This is a genomic window from Phenylobacterium kunshanense (genome assembly GCF_003254525.1).
In the GTDB taxonomy this organism is placed as follows: domain Bacteria; phylum Pseudomonadota; class Alphaproteobacteria; order Caulobacterales; family Caulobacteraceae; genus Phenylobacterium; species Phenylobacterium kunshanense.
On record NZ_QFYS01000004.1, the window covers coordinates 68,567 to 81,780 of the forward strand.

Here is a 13,214-nt window from a genome sequence, read left to right on the forward strand (position 1 = left end):
AGGGCGGTCGCGGCGGGCCGAGGAGGCTCAGTCCCGGATCAGGTCGACGCGCCAGGCCACCAGGGCGCCCCGCGCATCGGTCTCACCCCCGGACTCCAGGGGCCGCAAGCCCTTCCGCACGGCGCGGTCGAGGAAGGCATCGAGGCCCGGCCGATCCAGGGCCGCCTTCATCTGGCTCCGGTGGCGCTGACGCCAGGCGGCCACGCCGGCCTCGAAGACGTCGAGGCGGGCCAACGCGCTTCGCGGTTCGTAGCGTGCGACGCCTCTGGCCAGATCCGCCAGGTAGTCGAGGTGGTAGCGGACGGGGTCATAAGCCGCGTCATCGACGATCTTGGCCGCCGCCTTCTGTACGGCCTCCCGAAGGGCTTGCTCCTGCGCGGAGAGAACGTCACGGGGCGAGCGCCGCATATGGGCGTTGAAAGCCCGGCGCGCCTTCTGGATCAAGGCGTCGTCCGGCATGACCCGGTCGTGCGCCGCGGACTGCGCGGCCGTCGATTGGCTGACGGCGCTTTCCGTGCTGTGCACCAGCAGCCGCGCCCGTCCGCCGGACTTCAGAACCCGCGCGAGCTCGCCGAGCGCCAGGCGGGTGTCCGCATACTCGATCCCGAACTGCGACGCCGCCCCGTCGAAGGATGCGTCGTCAAAGGGCAGGCGTTCCAATGCGACGCCGCCTATCAGCCTCAGGCCGGGCGCGACGTCACCGCCGCTGGGCCCTAGGTCGGCATAGTCGACGCCGACCACGTCGAAGCCCTTGTCCGTCGCCGCGCCCACCTCATGCGCGAGCCTCGCCACCTGGCCACCGCCCGTCGCCAGGTCGATCAGACGCGCGCCCGCATCGAACGATCCGAAGAACGCCCGCCAGCTGGCGCCGGGATCGAAGACGATCTCGCCCCCCTCGGTCCCGATGGTCATGATCTCGGTCCGGCCGCTTTGCCAGTACTCGCTCCAGTGCCAGCCCGGGCGGCGACCGGTGTTCGTGGTGCGGCTCATGTGCATCCTCTGAAGCGGTCGCCGGTGCGAAGTGACGACTGAGGTACTGGAAGGCCGATCCAGCGCCAAGATCGACCGAGCGGCCGTGACGGCGCAGGGCGCCCCAGGTAACAAGAGACCAATCGCCAAGGAGCGCAGCTTGACCACCTGGAACTTCGGACGGTTCAGCGTGACTGCCGCTGCGACGCCGGGGCCGCCGCCTGCCGCGCCTGCTCCCGCCGACGCCGCGCTCGCGGCCCATTGGGCGGCCGAGGGGCAGCGATTGCGGCTGGCAGGCGACGTCGCCGGGGCGGATCTGGCTCACGCTCGGGAAATGCGGGCGACGGTCTCCGCGCCCGACCTCGTAGCGGCCGCAGAGGCGCTGATCGCGGGCCAGCCCGCGGACGCGCACGCGCTGCTTCGCGAGGCCGTCGAGCATCGTCCGGCGGACGTATACGCCCTGTGGATGTTGGGCGACGTAGTCTCCCGAGGCGGGCGGAACGGCGAGGCGGAGACCCTGCTGCGCAGGTGCCTGGACCTGGCCCCGGGCTTCACGCCGGCCCGCTATGCGCTGGCCCTCGTCCTGACCTGGCGGGAGCGGCTGCCGGAAGCACTTTCGGAGGCCGACCGCCTGCTTACCGTCGAACCCGCCAACCCCATGTTCCTCCACCTGCGCGCCTCGTCGCTGCTGCGCCTGGGGGAGGAAGCCGCCGCGGCGCAGGCCTATGCGGCGGTGCTCGCGGTCCATCCGGACCAGCCGCTCACCTGGATGAGCTATGGCCACGTGCTCAAGACCGTCGGGCGCACCGCCGAAGCCGTGGCCGCCTACCGTCGCGCCTTGGAGCTGGACCCGCGGCTCGGGGAGGCGTGGTGGAGCCTCGCGAACCTCAAGACGGTGCGTCTCGGGGAGGCGGACATCGCCGCAATGGCCGCGACCCTGGAAGGCGAGCTGGCCGAAGCCGACCGGCTGCAGCTCCATTTCGCCCTCGGCAAGGCCCTGGAGGACGCCGGCCGCCATGCGGAGGCGTTCCAGCGCTATGCGGACGGCGCGGCCATCCAGCGCCGGCGGCTGGACTACGCCCCCGAGGAGACCACCATCCAGATGCGCCGCGCCAAGGCGCTGATGGGAAAGACCTTCTTCGTCCTGCGGGCCGGCCAGGGGGACCCGCGTCCGGACCCGATCTTCATCTTGGGCCTGCCCCGGTCGGGGTCGACGCTGGTGGAACAGATCCTCGCCAGCCACAGCCAGGTGGAGGGAACCCACGAGCTGCCCTATGTCCCGAACCTGGCGGCGCGCCTCGCCGGGCGGGCGCGGCGCGAGAGCGAGGGCGCCTATCCCGACATCCTGGCGGCGCTTTCGCCCGACGAACTGGCGGCTCTCGGCGCGGAGTACCTGGAACGGGCGCGGGTTCACCGAAAGCTGGGCCGGCCGTTCTTCATCGACAAGCTGCCCAACAATTGGATTCACGCCGGTTTCATCCACCTGATCCTGCCCAACGCGAAGATCATCGACGCGCGCCGGCACCCGCTCGGTTGCTGCTTCTCGGCCTTCAAGCAGCATTTCGCCGTGGGCCAGCCCTTCAGCTACGACCTCGGCGATCTGGGCCGGTACTACCGCGACTACGTGGAACTGATGGCGCACTTCGACGAAATCCTGCCCGGCCGGATCCATCGGGTGATCTACGAGGAGATGGTGGCCGACCCCGAGGCGCAGACCCGCGCTCTGCTCACGCACTGCGGCCTGCCGTTCGAGGAGGCCTGCCTGCGCTTCTACGAGAACGACCGGGCGGTGCGGACCGCCAGTTCCGAGCAGGTGCGCCGGCCGATCTTCACCGACGCCGCCGACCACTGGCGCAACTACGAACCGTGGCTCGGCCCCCTCAAAGCGGCGTTGGGGCCGGTTCTGTCGAGCTATCCGGCCGCCCCATCGTTCTAGGCGCGCGTTGCGCCGAGCCCGCTGCTAGGCTAGCGCCGCCTGCGAAAAGCTTGGGGACGGTGCGTTGAGCCAGTGGAAGGTTGGACAGATCAAGGTGAAGGTGGGCGGGTTCACGCCCGCGAAGTCGGCCGCGCCTGCCCAGGCGGCCGTCACGCCGGTGCCTGTCTCGCCGGCTCCGGGCGCCCGGGACGCCACCGCTGACCGCGCGCGTCTGCAGGCCATCCAGGCCGCCGCCCAGGCCCGCGACTTCCCCCGCGCCGCCACGCTCGCCGACGCTGCCCTGAAGGATGGGCTGGAGCACCCGATGGTGCTGAACCTGGCGGCGCTCAAGGCCGAGCAGGAGAACCGGTTCGACGATGCGCTGAAGATCCTGGAGCGGGCGGTCCAGATCGCGCCGCAGGACATCGGTTCGCGGAACGCCATGGGGCTGATCCTGGCGCGCACCGAGCGCTACCGCGAAGCTCTGGCGGTGTTCGACGGCGTGGTGGCGATCCAGCCGGACTTCGCCGGGGCCCACTGCGCCCGCGGTGCGGCCCTCGAATCCATGGGCCGGCTCAAGGAGGCCGAGGCCGCCTACCGCCACACCCTGGACCTCCAGCCCGAGAACCTGGGCGCCACGCAGGGCCTGGCCAACCTGCTGAGCCGCCGGGGCGCGCATGCCGAGGCCAAGCCGCTGGCCGAGGCGGTGCTGGAGGCGGAGCCGAATTTCCCCGACGCGGTGATGGTCCTGGCCGCCGCGGACGCCGCCGAGGGGGCGGGCGAACGGGCCCAACGGCGGCTGGAGCTGCTGATCGGCGACGAGCGCCTGACGGTGCAGCAGCGCGCCCTGGCCCAGGGCCAGCTCGGCGACGTGCTGGACGCCCAGGACCTGCCCGCAGAGGCGTTCCAGGCCTACGCCGCCTGCAACATGGCCCTCTGGCGCGCCTACGCCCCCGCTTACGGCCAGGGCGTCAGCGCCCTGGAATTCGCCCGCGGCGTCGCCGACGCTCTTGCCGATATTGCGCCGGAGGCCTGGACCTCGGAGCCTCCGCCGGCGCCTGCGGAAAGCCCGAAGGCGCATGTGTTCCTGCTGGGCTTTCCCCGTTCGGGCACCACACTCCTGGAACAGGTGCTGGCCAGCCATCCGGACGTGGAGGCGCTCGAGGAGCGCGAGACCCTGGTCGACGCCCAGCGCGCCTTCTTCATGCAGTCCGGCGACGTGGCGCGTCTGGCCCGGGCGGGGGAGGCGGAGCTGGCGTCGCTGCGGGCGGCCTACTGGGAGCGCGTGCGGGCCGAGGGCGGCCAGCCCGAGGGCAAGGTCTTCGTGGACAAGCACCCGCTGAACACCTTCCGCCTGCCGCTGATCCTCAAGTTGTTCCCGGACGCGAAGATCCTCTTCGCCCGGCGCGATCCGCGCGACGTGGTCCTCTCCTGCTACCGGCGCCGCTTCACCATGAGCAGCTCGGCCTATCAGTTCCTGACGCTGCCGGCGGCCGCGGGCTACTACGACGTCGCCATGCGCATCGCCGAGCGGCTGGAGCCAGCGATGGCGCCGCGCACCAAGATCGTGCGGCACGAATCCCTGGTGGAGGATTTCGACGGCGTGGTTGGCGAGGTCTGCGCCTTCCTCGGCCTGCCGTTTTCGGAATCGATGCGGAACTTCGCCGACAAGGCGCGGGATCGCGCGGTGGCCACGCCGAGCGGTGTGCAACTCTCCCGCGGCCTGTCGGCGGAAGGCGTCGGCGCCTGGCGCCGCTACCGCGACCAGCTCGCGCCCGCGCTGCCGACGCTGGCGCCCTGGGTCGAGCGCTTCGGGTACGAGCCGGAATGAGCCTGTCCCGCCGCCGCGTCGCCCAGACGCTGGTCCTCGGCGGACTGGCGGCCGCCTGCGCGACGCCGCGGGCGCCCGAACCGCTGGTCTCGATCAACCTGTCCGGCGTCCAGCCGCCGCCGGCGCCGCCGGACCAGCCCACGCGCCTGGAAACGGCCTTCGACGAGGCGCGCCGGATGACCGTGCCGGTCTACCTGGGCCGGCGCGGGCCGTTCCAGTTCGTGGTGGACACCGGCGCCAACCGGACCGTCGTCGGCGCCGAGACGGCCGTGGCGTGCAGCCTGCTCGCGGATGGCTCCACCCCCGTGCACGGCATCGCCGGGGTCCAGCCCGCGTCGCTGGTGAAGGTCCCGCGCCTGAGGGTCGGGCAGGTCCAATCGCAAAATCTGAGCCTGCCGGTCCTGCCCCGCGACAGCCTCGGCGCCGACGGCCTGCTGGGGATCGACGTCCTCAAGGGGCGCCGCATCCGGCTGAACTTCGCGCGCAACACCTTCGAGGTGGGCCCCTCGGGCAAGGGCGCGGCGGTCAACATGCTCGGCGGCGGCGGGGGCACCCGCATTCCCGGCCGCGACGCGGGGATCACCGTGCCGGCGCAGTATCGCTCCGGCCAGCTCGTGATCTTCGACGCCGACGTGGATGGCGTGCCGGTCCGCGCCTTCCTCGACTCCGGCGCCCAGGTCACCTGCGGCAACGACGTGCTGCGCAAGACGCTGCTGGAGCATCGGCCCGGCCTGAAGGACAGGATGACCGAGACCCAGCTCATCAGCGCCACCGGCCAGACCTCGCCCGCCACCCTCGCGGCCCTGCCGCGCCTGCGCCTGGGCGGGATGGCGCTGAACAACATCCGCGCGGCCTTCGCGCCCCTCCACATCTTCAGCCTGTGGGACTTGGACGACCGGCCGGCCATCCTGGTCGGCGTGGACGTGCTGCGTCACTTCGAGGAGGTGAGCCTCGATTTCGGGCGCGAGGAGGTCACCTTCGTCCGCGGCCGCCGCGGGGCCGCGGCCTGACGCCCTACCTCAGCGGCGTCGGCGCCAGCACCGTGCCGCCGCCGCCTTCCCGCAGCTTCGCTTCCGAGAGCTGGTCCAGAACCGCCTCCGCGCGCGGATCGCCGAAGATCCAGGCCGCGGCGACCAGCGTGCGGGCCGACGTGGCCGAGACGCCCAGAGCCTTCTGCAGGGCCTCGAAGGCGCCCTCGGTCGGCGTCATCCGGCGCAGCGGCACGTCGCCTTCCAGCTTGGCCAGGGCCTTGGCCTTTTCCACGGCCTGATAGAAGCCGCCGACCTCGTCGACGAGCCCCAGGCTCCGCGCCTGTGCGCCCGTCCAGACCCGGCCCTTGGCGATCTCCCGCACGCGCTCCACCGGCAGGTTCCGGCCGGCCGCCACCCGGGCGATGAAGTTCGCATAGATGCGATCCATCCAGCCCGCGAAGGCGGTCCGCTGGGCGTTGGTGAAGGTCTGCCCCATGTTGAACGCCGAGGCGTAGTCGCCGCCGACACCGGTCTGGCGCAGGTCGACGCCGAAGCGCGCCGCGGCCTCGCCCAGGGCGAACTTACCGCCGAAGACGCCGATGGAGCCGGTGAGGGTGGTGGGCTGGGCGACGATGGCCGAGGCCTCGGACGCGATCCAGTAGCCACCCGACGCGGCATAGGGGCCCATGGAGACGACGACGGGCTTGCCCCGCGCCTTGGCGACCCGGATGGCGTCCAGGATCTGCTCCGAGGCGGTGTCCGAGCCGCCCGGGGAGTTGATCCTGAGGACGATCGCCTTGACCGAGTTCGCCCGCCCGGCGCGCAGGATCGCCTCCGCCAGGTCGTCTGAATAGATCGTCGACCCTCCGGTGAACGGGTTCGTCCCCTGGTCGCGGCCGGTCATGATCGGCCCCTCCGCCTCGATCACCGCGATGGAGTCGCCGGGGCGCCGTTCCCGCCAGTCCCTGGCGTTGGCGTAGTCGTCGAAGCTCACCGTCTCGGCGCCGTCGCCGGCCTTCTCCAGCAGGGCCTGCTGGGCCTCGCGCACCTGGCCCACCCGATCGATCAGCTTCAGGCGCTGGGCGTCCTCGGCGAGGTAGGGGCCGGCTTCCAGCGCCTGGCGCAGCGCACCGGGGTCGGCCTTCCGATCCGCGGCGGCGAAGGCGAGGTTGGACTGGTACACCGACCCCAGCCACGAGAGCGTCGCCTGCTTGTGCGCCGGGGTGTAGTCGCTGTTCAGGTAGCCGTTGACGGCGTTCTTGTATTCCTCGCGCTGCTCGAACTGCGGGGCGATCCCGTACTTGTCGAAGAAGCGCTTGAGGAACAGGTCCTCGGTCGCGACGCCGGTCACCTGCAGCGACGATCCGGGCTGCATCCAGAACTGGTCGCTCGCGCGCCCGAGCATGTAGGTCGAGGTCACGACGCCGCCGGGATAGACGCCCTGGCTATGGGCGTAGACCGGCTTGCCCGCGGCGCGGAGCCGGAGCACGGCCAGGCGGATCTCGTCCGCCATCGCGGGCTCCAGCCCGCCTTCCGGCAGGCGCAGCAGGAGGCCCCGCACCCGGTCGTCCGTCTCGGCATGGCGCAGCGTTTCGATGATCGACATGACCGCCGTGGAATTGCGGCCGATGTTCCACAGCGGGTTCTGCGGCGCCTGGTCGGTCAGCGGCGCGCGAAGGTCGAGCTCCAGCACGCTCTTCTGCGGCACGGCGGCCGGCGAGGCCGAGGACAGCGCCATCACCACCAGCATGATGGGCACGCCGACCAGGAAGACCATCAGGCCGGCGAAGACCCCGGCCATGGTGATGAGGAACTGTTTCATTCGTCCGTTGCGCGCCGATCGCTGCCCGTCACTGCGGCTCTCGCACACATTGCGCCCCTGCGGAAGCTGGGTGCGACGAGAGCGCCGGCCCACGGTTCCAAGGGCTGCGGAATTCGCCTACCACCACGGTGTGGAACCGCCGGTCAGGATCGAGACACGCTACGGACCCGTGCAGATGCGCGGCGCCGACACGGGCCGCCCGGTCCTGTTCACCGTCGCGGGCGCGTTCTCCCATCCGGACTACCTGTACCGCCTGCCCGGCTTCTTCCCCGAGCTCGACGTCTGGCGGGCGCAGTTGCCGGGAAACCATTGCCCCGAGCTGGTCGCGAACTCGGTCGGCGTGTTCGGCGCCGCCTACGCCGAGGCCCTTGGGCAGCGGCTGCGCGGGCGCCCGGCCGCGATCCTGGGCGTGTCGGTGGGCGCCCTGGTGGCCCTGGCGATGCGCGCGCCGGAGGCCGCGGCCCTCGTCCTGGTCGAACCGCCGCTGCGCACCGGCGAGGTATGGCCGCTCCGCGCCTATCCCGCCAGCGCGCCGCCGGGCAGCGAGGCCTTCCTCTGGAACGTGCTGGGCGTGTCGGCGACCGCGCACGAGCCGCGGGACTATTCCGGCCTTCTGTCCACGATCGCCTGCCCCACACGCGTCCTGCTGGGCGGCGTGCCGCTGGCCCCGGAGCGCAAGGCCGAGATCCTGCCGAGCTTCGTCGACGAGCCCAGCCGCGTGCTGCTGCGGGCGCACCCCGATATCGAGGTCGTCGAGTGTCCGGGCGCCGGACACAACGTCCCCAAGCTGGCGAACGCCGAGTTCGTCGACGCCATCCGCTGGGCGCGGGATCAGCTCGCCCGGTGACCTGCCTCGAGCGCGGCGAGGTCTTCGGGCGTGTTCACGTTGGCGAACGGATCGTCTTCGGGCCCGGCGTCCCAATCGACCACCGCCATGCCGCAGGCCTCGGCGAATCCCCGCAGCGACGCGCGCTGCTCCAGGTACGCGGGCAGGCGCTGGGCCATCTCCACCCGCCAGAGGGCGCAGGTCGGATGCAGCCGCCCGAGACTGGCGGCGACCGCGCAGCCCACGTCTCCGGTGAGCGCGGCGGCCAGCCGGATGGGAAGATCGGCCGGCAGTCGCGGGGCGTCGCAGGGCACGGTGAGCAGCCGGCTGGCGCCCTGCTCACGCGCGAAGGCGAAGGCCGAGGCCAGCCCGGCGGCCGGGCCACCGATCGCCGGGTGGTCCAGGATCAGGCGCGCGTCGACGTCGCCGGCCTGACCGGCCTCGCGGACCGCAATCGCCACCGATCGCGACCAGCCACGCGCGCGGGCGAGGGCATGCTCCAGCAGTGTCGCGCCGTCCAGGACGCGCAGCGGCTTGCCGCCGCCCATCCGGCGCCCCTCGCCACCGGCCAGCACGACAACGGCCAAATCCTCATTCATGCCCGCCACAACGCCGTCCTTGTCCGGGCCGGTCAAGGCGCGTCAGGCGCCGGGAGTCCTCGCGGCGAAGGACACCTCGTCTCCGGCGCAGACCCAGGCATGCTCGTCCGCCGCCTGCTGGTTCACCGCGATCCCGACGCCGGGGGCTTCCAGTGCTGACCCCGCCCCGTCAAAGCGCCTGGCGACCAGCTTCCGGAGCGCGGCGATGGTGCAGCCTCCGGGCGGAACCTGGATGTCGGCCGAACGCCCCAGCGTGTCCGCAACGGCCCCGAAGAAGAGCAGGCGGACCGGCCGCTCGCCGTTTGCCGAAGGCCACTGCGCCTGACTGGTGTGGGTGCTGGTCATCCGTTCGTTCGCCTGCGGACACGGATAGCCCAGCCGCTTCGGCGACGGATTGTCGGAGATCAAAACGGCGACCGCGACCGGGCGCCGCGGACGGGCTCAGGATCCCGACATCGCCTTGGCCACCGCCAGGATGGACTGGAGTTGCTGGATCAGTTGCTCGGCGCTCATTCGCGCCGTGCGCGGCGCCTCGGCGTCCTTCTTCCAGACCCGCATCACCAGCGACTCGCCGGGCTTCAGTTCCGACACGAACTGTCCGAACGCGGGGCCTTCGAAGACCGCGACCGCGCCATAGGGAACGGCATAGAGCATCTTCTTCTGCCAGACGCCGTCGACGCCCGCCCCGTCCTTGACGAGTTGTGGCGGCTTGCTGAGGTCGAGCGCCTGGAAGTCGCCGAACAGCACGCCATCCGCCGACAGGAGGGCCAGCGAGTAGGGGCCGGTGACGCCGGCCTTCACCTCGACCCTGCCGTCTGCATCGTGACGCGAGCCGCACACGGTGAGGGGCTGGCCGCCGGCTGTTCCGCGCTCGCAGGAGAAGCCGTCGGCCGGCGCGGGGTTGGAGAGGCGCGGGGTCCCGTTCTGGGCATAGCCCACATAGGCGTTGGGGCTGGCGTACAGGGCGATCATCGGCACGCCGTTGATCGTGAAACGCTCGCTGCGGAACGCCAGGATCTGCTTGCCGTCCGGCGTCACCGCCTCGGCGCAGCCGAGGGTTCCCCCCGCGACCGGCAGCGTCCAGCTCGTCACCGCCTGGCCGCCGCGCACGGCCTTGGCCGCGGCCGCCGCCTCGCTGTCGGGGAGCGGCGTCACGGCCGCGCACCGCTCCTGCGCCAGCGCCGATGCAGGCGCGAGGGCCAGAAGTCCGGCGAGCAGCTTCAGGCGGCCAATCCGCGCCATGGGGTCAATCCTCGTCTGGGGGTGGCGGGGCGCCGCGGCGTCCCAGGGATCCCTGCCGCAACATCTGCAGGGCGAAGGCGATGAGCGCCGCGCCGCCGGCGCCCGCCGCCGCCTGCATCGGCAGGGCGAGGGCGGGCCAACCCACGAGCTGGCCCCAGGCGGCCAGGACGGCGATCGTCAGGGCCGTGTGGCCCAGGGCGGCGTTCCGCGTCGCCCGGCGGCCGGCGGGATCGGGCGCGTCGGAAGGATCGACGAATCGAGGGGCGACGATCAGCAGCCAGGTCCACTGGCCGATGCAGGCCGCCAGGAACAGCGGGGCGGCGGCGCTCCAGCCGACCGCCGCGGCCAGGCCGCCCAGCCCGGTCAGCACCGCGCCGGCCGTCAGCCACAGACGGCGGATGTCGCTGGCCCTCTGCCCGGCCGGCTCCACGTTCGCCGACAGGGCGCCCAGGACCGCGTCCATCAGCGCGGTCTGCGCGGCGGCGCGGACGACCAGGAAGGCCGTCACGAAATAGAAGGCGCCGGCCAGGCGTACGGCGATGAGCAGGGGGTCGTTCAGGCGGAATGCCCCTGCGCGCCGGCGGTGGGTGGTTTCGAACGCATGCTTGCGAAGCTAGACCATGGAAACTGGACGACGCGCTACGACGGCGCACGTCCGCACGGCAACACCGAAATGGATCCGCCGCCTTGAGAATTCTCCGCAACGCCGCCGCCGCGGCCATTGTCGCTGCCGGCCTGCTCGGCCCAAACCTGTTCGCCGCCGGCGCGTCCGTCGCCGCCGAAGCCCCGCGTCCGCCGCCCGAGGTCGAACGCTCGGCGCTTTCCCGCCTGCGGAAGGCCGGCGCCACCGAGGACGCCCTGGCCCAGGGCGAAGGTCTCTTCCGCCCGGTCCGGCTTTCCGGCGCCGCGACGCCGGACTGGCTGGTGGACTACGCGGCGGTCCCGCTCGGCCGCCTGTGCGGCACGGGCGGCTGCCCGCTGCAGGTGTGGGCCGCGACGCCCGGCGGACGCTATCGCGTCGTCCTCGACCGCCAGGTCCTGGGGCACGCCGTCTCCGACACGCCGCCGGCGCTGCGGCTGGAGCTGCACGGCGTCCACTGCGGCGGAACCGGCTCGGATCCCTGCGTGCAGCATTTGGCCTGGCGGGACGGGCGGCTCGCGCGAACCGACGCGGCGCGCGGTCGCTAGGCGGCGCCGGGACGAAGATCGCACGCGCCGATCGGGTCGGCGGCCGACCTTGCGGGTCAATTCTCGGAAAGGAAACTCACGCCGCTTGCGCGGCGGAGAAGATGGTCGGAGTGGCAGGATTTGAACCTGCGACCCCTGCGTCCCGAACGCAGTGCTCTACCAGACTGAGCCACACTCCGACTTGGAGGCGGGCTTATAGAGGAGGGGCGGCGGCCCCGCAAGCGGCCAGAACAGGCTTTGAAAAGGGATTGCGACAGGGCGTTGCATCGGCCCGCCGGCTGCGCTATCTCCCCCGCCTCCAAGGGCTCCGCGCCCGACGAAGCCGTTCCTGCTGGGGAATGGTGTAATGGTAACACTGCGGTTTTTGGTACCGTCATTCTAGGTTCGAGTCCTAGTTCCCCAGCCACTTCCCCCCTGAGCCCCGCGGCCGGCTCAAGCCTAGGTTCATCCCGCAACCCTCACGTGCTGCGACAGCCCGTCACACGGGATTCTACTTAAGCAATCACCCCGGATTTCCAGCCCCCGAATCACTGTGGTTCTTAGTCGTTAACCATAGTGAACACCGGATGAGGGACGCCCGGATGACCACCCGCCACCTGTTCTTCGCGAGCGACGTGGCCGGGCCATCCAGCAGCCCCACGGCGTACGACTGAAGCGGGCTCGGGGGAGCAGATGCAGGGCAAGGTCCTCATCATCGACGACGATCCGGCGCTGCTGCGCCTGATGGCCATGGCCTTCCAGGCCGCGGGCTTCGGCGTCGTCTCCGCCGACAACGGCCGCAAGGGCGTGCGCATGGCCAGCGCCCATCGGCCGGACCTGGTCGTCACCGACATCGTCATGCCCGACATCGAGGGCATCGGGGCCATCCGCGCCATCAAACAGGGCGCGCGGCCGCCGAAGGTCATCGCCATTTCCGGCGCCGGCCGTTCGCGGGGCGCCGACTACCTGAGCTGGGCCAAGCACCTGGGCGCGGACGAGGTCCTCGCCAAGCCCTTCCGCATGGCCGAGCTGATGAAGATTTCGAAGTCCGTCATCGCGGGCGGACTTCCTGGCGCAACCGAACTGGGGAACTGACCGATGCACATCCTTCTCGTCGAAGACAATCCGGCCACCGCGCGCAGCGTTCAGCTCATCCTCGCGGCCGACGGGCACAACGTCTCGCTCACCGCCTCGGGCGAGGAGGCCGTGGAACTGGCCGAGATCTATGAGTACGACGCCATCCTGATGGACCTGGATCTCGAGGACATCACCGGCGCCGAGGCCCTGCGCGAGCTGCGGCTGAAGAAGATCGGCATCCCGGTGATCATGCTGACCGGGTCCGTTGACGTGGATTCCAAGGTCTCGGCCCTGGCCGCCGGCGCCGACGACTATGTGACCAAGCCGTTCCACAAGGCCGAGCTGTCGGCCCGCATCAACGCCGTCGTCCGTCGCTCCCGCGGCCACGTGGACTCGGTCATCCGCACCGGTCCGATCGCGCTCAACCTCAACACCCGCAGCGCCGAGGTGAACGGCCAGCCGATCCACCTGACCCCCAGCGAGTACAAGATGCTGGAGCTGCTCTCGCTCCGGAAGAACACGGTCCTGACCAAGGAGGCGTGCCTCAACCACCTCTACAACGGGCTGCAGGAGCCGGAGATCAAGATCATCGACGTCTTCATCTGCAAGCTGCGCAAGAAGATCGCGGCGGCGGGCGGCGAGAACCTGATCGAGACGGTCTGGGGCGGCGGCTACATGCTGCGCGACAAGCCCGGCGCGCAGGACCGCCTGGCGGCCTGAACCGGGGCGGCGCAGGGGCGGGGCCACGTGCTCAGGGAGTCTACCTAGGTAGTCGTCTCGGGGTGCGCCCCGGCC

At 71.4% G+C, this 13,214-nt stretch carries 13 protein-coding genes and 2 tRNA genes; 8 read left to right on the top strand and 7 right to left on the bottom strand.

The annotated features are described in order from the left end of the window. Positions 1-27: 27 nt before the first annotated feature. Positions 28-990: a methyltransferase domain-containing protein gene (locus DJ019_RS10600; RefSeq protein WP_165843978.1), complete on the bottom strand. Its 963-nt coding sequence runs from the start codon at positions 988-990 to the stop codon at positions 28-30. 313 nt (positions 991-1,303) lie between these two features. On the opposite strand from DJ019_RS10600, the gene DJ019_RS10605 reads away from it, so the two are divergent. The 3 genes from DJ019_RS10605 to DJ019_RS10615 all read left to right on the top strand — a co-directional run bounded on the left by DJ019_RS10605 (position 1,304) and on the right by DJ019_RS10615 (position 5,725). Next, positions 1,304-2,905 carry a tetratricopeptide repeat-containing sulfotransferase family protein gene (locus DJ019_RS10605; RefSeq protein ID WP_111276007.1) on the top strand — a complete coding sequence of 534 codons (1,602 nt, stop codon included), beginning with the start codon at positions 1,304-1,306 and terminating at the stop codon, positions 2,903-2,905. Between the two features lie 64 nt (positions 2,906-2,969). Beyond that, positions 2,970-4,715 carry a tetratricopeptide repeat-containing sulfotransferase family protein gene (locus DJ019_RS10610; RefSeq protein ID WP_111276008.1) on the top strand — a complete coding sequence of 582 codons (1,746 nt, stop codon included), beginning with the start codon at positions 2,970-2,972 and terminating at the stop codon, positions 4,713-4,715. Further along, positions 4,712-5,725 (top strand): aspartyl protease family protein, encoded by a 1,014-nt coding sequence (locus tag DJ019_RS10615; RefSeq protein ID WP_111276009.1) that lies wholly within the window; start codon positions 4,712-4,714, stop codon positions 5,723-5,725. Before DJ019_RS10610 ends, DJ019_RS10615 begins: the two co-directional genes overlap by 4 nt. A 4-nt stretch (positions 5,726-5,729) precedes the next feature. Here DJ019_RS10615 and sppA read toward each other — a convergent pair whose 3' ends face one another. After that, positions 5,730-7,508 (bottom strand): signal peptide peptidase SppA, encoded by a 1,779-nt coding sequence (gene sppA / locus DJ019_RS10620; protein ID WP_111276010.1) that lies wholly within the window; start codon positions 7,506-7,508, stop codon positions 5,730-5,732. A gap of 175 nt (positions 7,509-7,683) precedes the next feature. On the opposite strand from sppA, the gene DJ019_RS10625 reads away from it, so the two are divergent. Next, positions 7,684-8,355 (top strand): alpha/beta fold hydrolase, encoded by a 672-nt coding sequence (locus DJ019_RS10625; protein ID WP_133255283.1) that lies wholly within the window; start codon positions 7,684-7,686, stop codon positions 8,353-8,355. Here DJ019_RS10625 and mobA read toward each other — a convergent pair. From mobA to DJ019_RS10645, 4 genes are all read right to left on the bottom strand, one after another. Further along, entirely contained in the window at positions 8,340-8,933 is a 594-nt protein-coding gene (gene mobA, locus DJ019_RS10630) for a molybdenum cofactor guanylyltransferase (RefSeq protein ID WP_240606456.1), read from the bottom strand. The genes DJ019_RS10625 and mobA overlap by 16 nt on opposite strands. Before the next feature lie 42 nt (positions 8,934-8,975). Continuing rightward, positions 8,976-9,278, bottom strand: coding sequence for a MoaD/ThiS family protein (locus tag DJ019_RS10635; RefSeq protein ID WP_133255285.1), 303 nt, complete (start codon positions 9,276-9,278; stop codon positions 8,976-8,978). Between the two features lie 96 nt (positions 9,279-9,374). Then, a complete protein-coding gene (locus DJ019_RS10640) occupies positions 9,375-10,175 on the bottom strand; it encodes a hypothetical protein (RefSeq protein WP_111276014.1) in 801 nt (266 codons plus the stop codon). Between the two features lie 4 nt (positions 10,176-10,179). Continuing rightward, positions 10,180-10,683, bottom strand: coding sequence for a hypothetical protein (locus DJ019_RS10645; RefSeq protein WP_111276015.1), 504 nt, complete (start codon positions 10,681-10,683; stop codon positions 10,180-10,182). A 179-nt stretch (positions 10,684-10,862) separates the two neighbouring features. On the opposite strand from DJ019_RS10645, the gene DJ019_RS10650 reads away from it, so the two are divergent. Continuing rightward, entirely contained in the window at positions 10,863-11,363 is a 501-nt protein-coding gene (locus DJ019_RS10650; RefSeq protein ID WP_111276016.1) for a hypothetical protein, read from the top strand. Between the two features lie 102 nt (positions 11,364-11,465). Here the strand turns inward: DJ019_RS10650 and DJ019_RS10655 are convergent. Continuing rightward, a tRNA-Pro gene (locus tag DJ019_RS10655) sits at positions 11,466-11,542 on the bottom strand. Positions 11,543-11,695: 153 nt separating this feature from the next. Between DJ019_RS10655 and DJ019_RS10660 the strand changes: the two genes are divergently transcribed. The 3 genes from DJ019_RS10660 (at position 11,696) to DJ019_RS10670 (ending at position 13,139) form a co-directional block, all read left to right on the top strand. Further along, positions 11,696-11,769: transfer RNA gene (locus tag DJ019_RS10660), tRNA-Gln, on the top strand. A 266-nt stretch (positions 11,770-12,035) separates the two neighbouring features. After that, positions 12,036-12,437: a response regulator transcription factor gene (locus DJ019_RS10665; RefSeq protein ID WP_111276017.1), complete on the top strand. Its 402-nt coding sequence runs from the start codon at positions 12,036-12,038 to the stop codon at positions 12,435-12,437. A gap of 3 nt (positions 12,438-12,440) precedes the next feature. Beyond that, the gene (locus DJ019_RS10670; protein WP_111276018.1) at positions 12,441-13,139 is read left to right on the top strand and encodes a response regulator transcription factor; all 699 of its coding nucleotides are present in this window, start codon (positions 12,441-12,443) and stop codon (positions 13,137-13,139) included. Positions 13,140-13,214: the final 75 nt, after the last annotated feature.

What these genes read in the sequence shown, in the direction of transcription:
- DJ019_RS10600 (WP_165843978.1), bottom strand. Translation starts at nt 990, where the DNA reads ATGAGCCGCACCACGAACACCGGTCGCCGCCCGGGCTGGCACTGGAGC.
- DJ019_RS10605 (WP_111276007.1), top strand. Translation starts at nt 1,304, where the DNA reads ATGCGGGCGACGGTCTCCGCGCCCGACCTCGTAGCGGCCGCAGAGGCG.
- DJ019_RS10615 (WP_111276009.1), top strand. Translation starts at nt 4,712, where the DNA reads ATGAGCCTGTCCCGCCGCCGCGTCGCCCAGACGCTGGTCCTCGGCGGA.
- sppA (WP_111276010.1), bottom strand. Translation starts at nt 7,508, where the DNA reads ATGAAACAGTTCCTCATCACCATGGCCGGGGTCTTCGCCGGCCTGATG.
- DJ019_RS10625 (WP_133255283.1), top strand. Translation starts at nt 7,684, where the DNA reads ATGCGCGGCGCCGACACGGGCCGCCCGGTCCTGTTCACCGTCGCGGGC.
- mobA (WP_240606456.1), bottom strand. Translation starts at nt 8,933, where the DNA reads ATGAATGAGGATTTGGCCGTTGTCGTGCTGGCCGGTGGCGAGGGGCGC.
- DJ019_RS10635 (WP_133255285.1), bottom strand. Translation starts at nt 9,278, where the DNA reads ATGACCAGCACCCACACCAGTCAGGCGCAGTGGCCTTCGGCAAACGGC.
- DJ019_RS10640 (WP_111276014.1), bottom strand. Translation starts at nt 10,175, where the DNA reads ATGGCGCGGATTGGCCGCCTGAAGCTGCTCGCCGGACTTCTGGCCCTC.
- DJ019_RS10665 (WP_111276017.1), top strand. Translation starts at nt 12,036, where the DNA reads ATGCAGGGCAAGGTCCTCATCATCGACGACGATCCGGCGCTGCTGCGC.
- DJ019_RS10670 (WP_111276018.1), top strand. Translation starts at nt 12,441, where the DNA reads ATGCACATCCTTCTCGTCGAAGACAATCCGGCCACCGCGCGCAGCGTT.